This window comes from Thermocladium sp. ECH_B (assembly GCA_001516585.1).
Taxonomy (GTDB): Archaea; Thermoproteota; Thermoprotei; order Thermoproteales; family Thermocladiaceae; genus Thermocladium.
The window spans coordinates 1-2,601 of sequence record LOBW01000123.1; the positions used below are offsets into that span (position 1 = coordinate 1).

Sequence of the window (2,601 nt, forward strand, 5' to 3'; positions counted from 1 at the left end):
GCGATTCTAATTACTTCGCTTGATTGTATTGATGCAATGACTCCAGCCACGGGGCCAATTATTGAGCTGCAGTCACCTGCCAAGCAAGAAATGTTATCCCCAGCCCCTGCTCCAAGGCTGCTTAATTCCCTTAAGCATGGCGTCTTGCCTGGATAAATAGTGGTTACCGTTCCAATCCAACCATTTACTGCTCCATGGCTGATTGGTTTCCCTCTACGTATTGCTGACGCATTTATCAGCTGCCTAGTTTTCCAGTTATCCACGGCCAATGCGATTATGTCGACTTCTCTGGCCACCTCATCAGCCTTCTCCTCGCTTGTGATGGCATCATTCACGGCATCAACATGAACTTCACTATTGATTTCGGCTAGCCGCTTCATGCCGACTAGAGCCTTTGGTTTGCCAATATCATCAATGGTATATAATAATTGCCTGTGTAGATCCGTTAAGGAAACAGTGTCGAAATCTATGAGCAGCAATTTACCCACGCCGGCTCCAGCGAGATACATTGATATTATTGACCCAAGTCCTCCAAGCCCTATAATTCCCACCGAGCTTTTCCTAAGTCGTGCTTGCCCGCTCCGTCCAAGGAGCGGTATCTGCCTAATGTACCTCTCCATTATGTTTCCGGTGGCTTAATGTTTACCCATAATAAAAACCTAAGCTTTTTTAACTTAATAATAGGCTTATCCTTCCCATGATAAGGCGAATAAGCAGTGCTTGCCCAGATGAAGTTAGGCAAATGATTATTTCATTGGCGGTTACATATGGTGCATTTATAGTGGTGTTCTATGGGATTTACCCAATATACGTAATTGCGGTAGCGGTGTTAATAGCGGTGGGCNCCGGCTTCATGGGCCATGAATTAATGCATAGATATGTAGCGCGTCGCCTTGGATATATAGCTTGCTATAGGATGTGGCCCCTTGGCCTAGTCATGTTGGCATTAACCTCGGTGGTTAAGATACCCATGGGTATAGCAGGAGCCGTTCATATAGGCTATAGGACTAGAAGCAGCAAGCCAAGCCAGCGGGATCCCGCACTGATCTCAGCCGCGGGTCCCCTTGCTAATGTGTTTTTCTCGCTGATATTTCTAGTGCTTTACGTATATATCTGGAGATCCCCGGTCTTCTATATTCCATACGCCATTAATGCCTGGTTGGGCTTAATGAATATGATCCCGGTTCCGCCTCTTGATGGATTTAAGGTCATTCATGAGAGAGAGTACGGCTTATGGACCATTACCATAGTGGCGGCCGCATTATTATCCATTCCTTACCTGCAATCCATAATTTAGCACCAGTATTTCTAGTGCGGCTCAGGGGATTGCCATAGGCGAATCATCATCCATATTCTTAAAAATGTGGCGTGGAAATACCCTTGGTGAGCTTGGGGTCCTGCTTCAATGTTTAAATGCTGGCAAGTTGGGTCATGAGGCAGGGANCCCCAAAGCGGAGTAGTTCACGTTGTATTGATGATGATGGGATGAGCTGAGTAAGTGATGATATTTCTGCGCTGATGTATTGCTTTGTGATTATATTTTCAATTAAATGTGGTCAATCTAGCCGTAATTATCTAATTCTTAGCTAAATTAATCGCATTGAATGCATCATAATCTTTACTTATGTCGAGCAGAATATGCTTTACTTGTAAAAAATACCAATAAAGCTTAAAAACCTATAATCTATATAACTAAGTGCCTGGACCAGAACAAAATCCAGGAAATGAAAGAAAGATAAGCGAGGCTGAGGCGGAGCAATCGGATAAAATGCTGAGACGCGCATTGGGTAGATGGGATATAGCGTTCCTAGTGGTCGGCGCAATGATAGGAAGCGGTTGGCTCTTTGGCTCCATGGGGGCAGCCACCGCCGCGGGACCTGCGGCAATACTCTCCTGGATAATCGCGGGCTTCTTAATGATTTTCATAGCCCTCACCTTCTCGGAAATAGGCGGGATGCTTCCAAAGACCGGCGGAATAGTCAGGTACCCACAATATGCCTACGGTGGCTTTGCATCCTTCATACTGGCCTGGTCATATTTGCTCAGCGCAGTGACGGTGGCTCCCAGCGAGGCCATAGCTGCGGTGACCTATATGTCGACCTACATTCCAGCCCTCTATACATCTAGCGGCATAACTCCTCTAGGAGTAGTAGTAGCAGCGTTGCTTACAATTTTCTTCTTCTTGCTTAATTGGTACGGAGTTCATGTAATGGGCAAGACTAATACCGGCGTTGGGTGGTGGAAAGTCATTATACCGTCCCTAACATTCATTTTATTGATGGGATTAGCAATGCATAGCGCTAACTTCACATCGCTGCCGNGNGGCTTCATTCCGTACGGCATGGCTGCAGTATTCCTAGCAATACCGACGACCGGAATAGCCTACTCGTACTTAGGCTTTAGGCAGGGAATAGAATTCAGCGGCGAAGCCAAGAAACCCACAGATGTGGTTTGGGGAACAATACTGGGCTTCATATTAGTAATGGCAATATATGTGCTGCTTCAAGTATCATTCATAGGAGCAGTGGATTGGAGTAAGCTCCACATACTTAACTCGCAAGGTCAAATAGTTGGTTCAATAACTCCCGGGGATTGGGCTGA

Annotated in this window: 2 protein-coding genes and 1 pseudogene; 2 read left to right on the forward strand and 1 reads right to left on the reverse strand. The window is 45.9% G+C overall.

Annotated features, from left to right (window positions below):
* Positions 1-620, reverse strand: a 620-nt coding sequence (locus tag AT710_09580) for a thiamine biosynthesis protein ThiF (protein KUO90069.1), incomplete at its 3' end; no start/stop codon positions are given.
* Positions 621-697: 77 nt separating this feature from the next.
* Here AT710_09580 and AT710_09585 point away from each other — a divergent pair.
* Both AT710_09585 and AT710_09590 read left to right on the forward strand, forming a co-directional pair.
* Positions 698-1,297, forward strand: coding sequence for a hypothetical protein (locus tag AT710_09585; protein ID KUO90070.1), 600 nt, complete (start codon positions 698-700; stop codon positions 1,295-1,297).
* 399 nt (positions 1,298-1,696) lie between these two features.
* Positions 1,697-2,536: pseudogene (locus AT710_09590) on the forward strand.
* Positions 2,537-2,601: the final 65 nt, after the last annotated feature.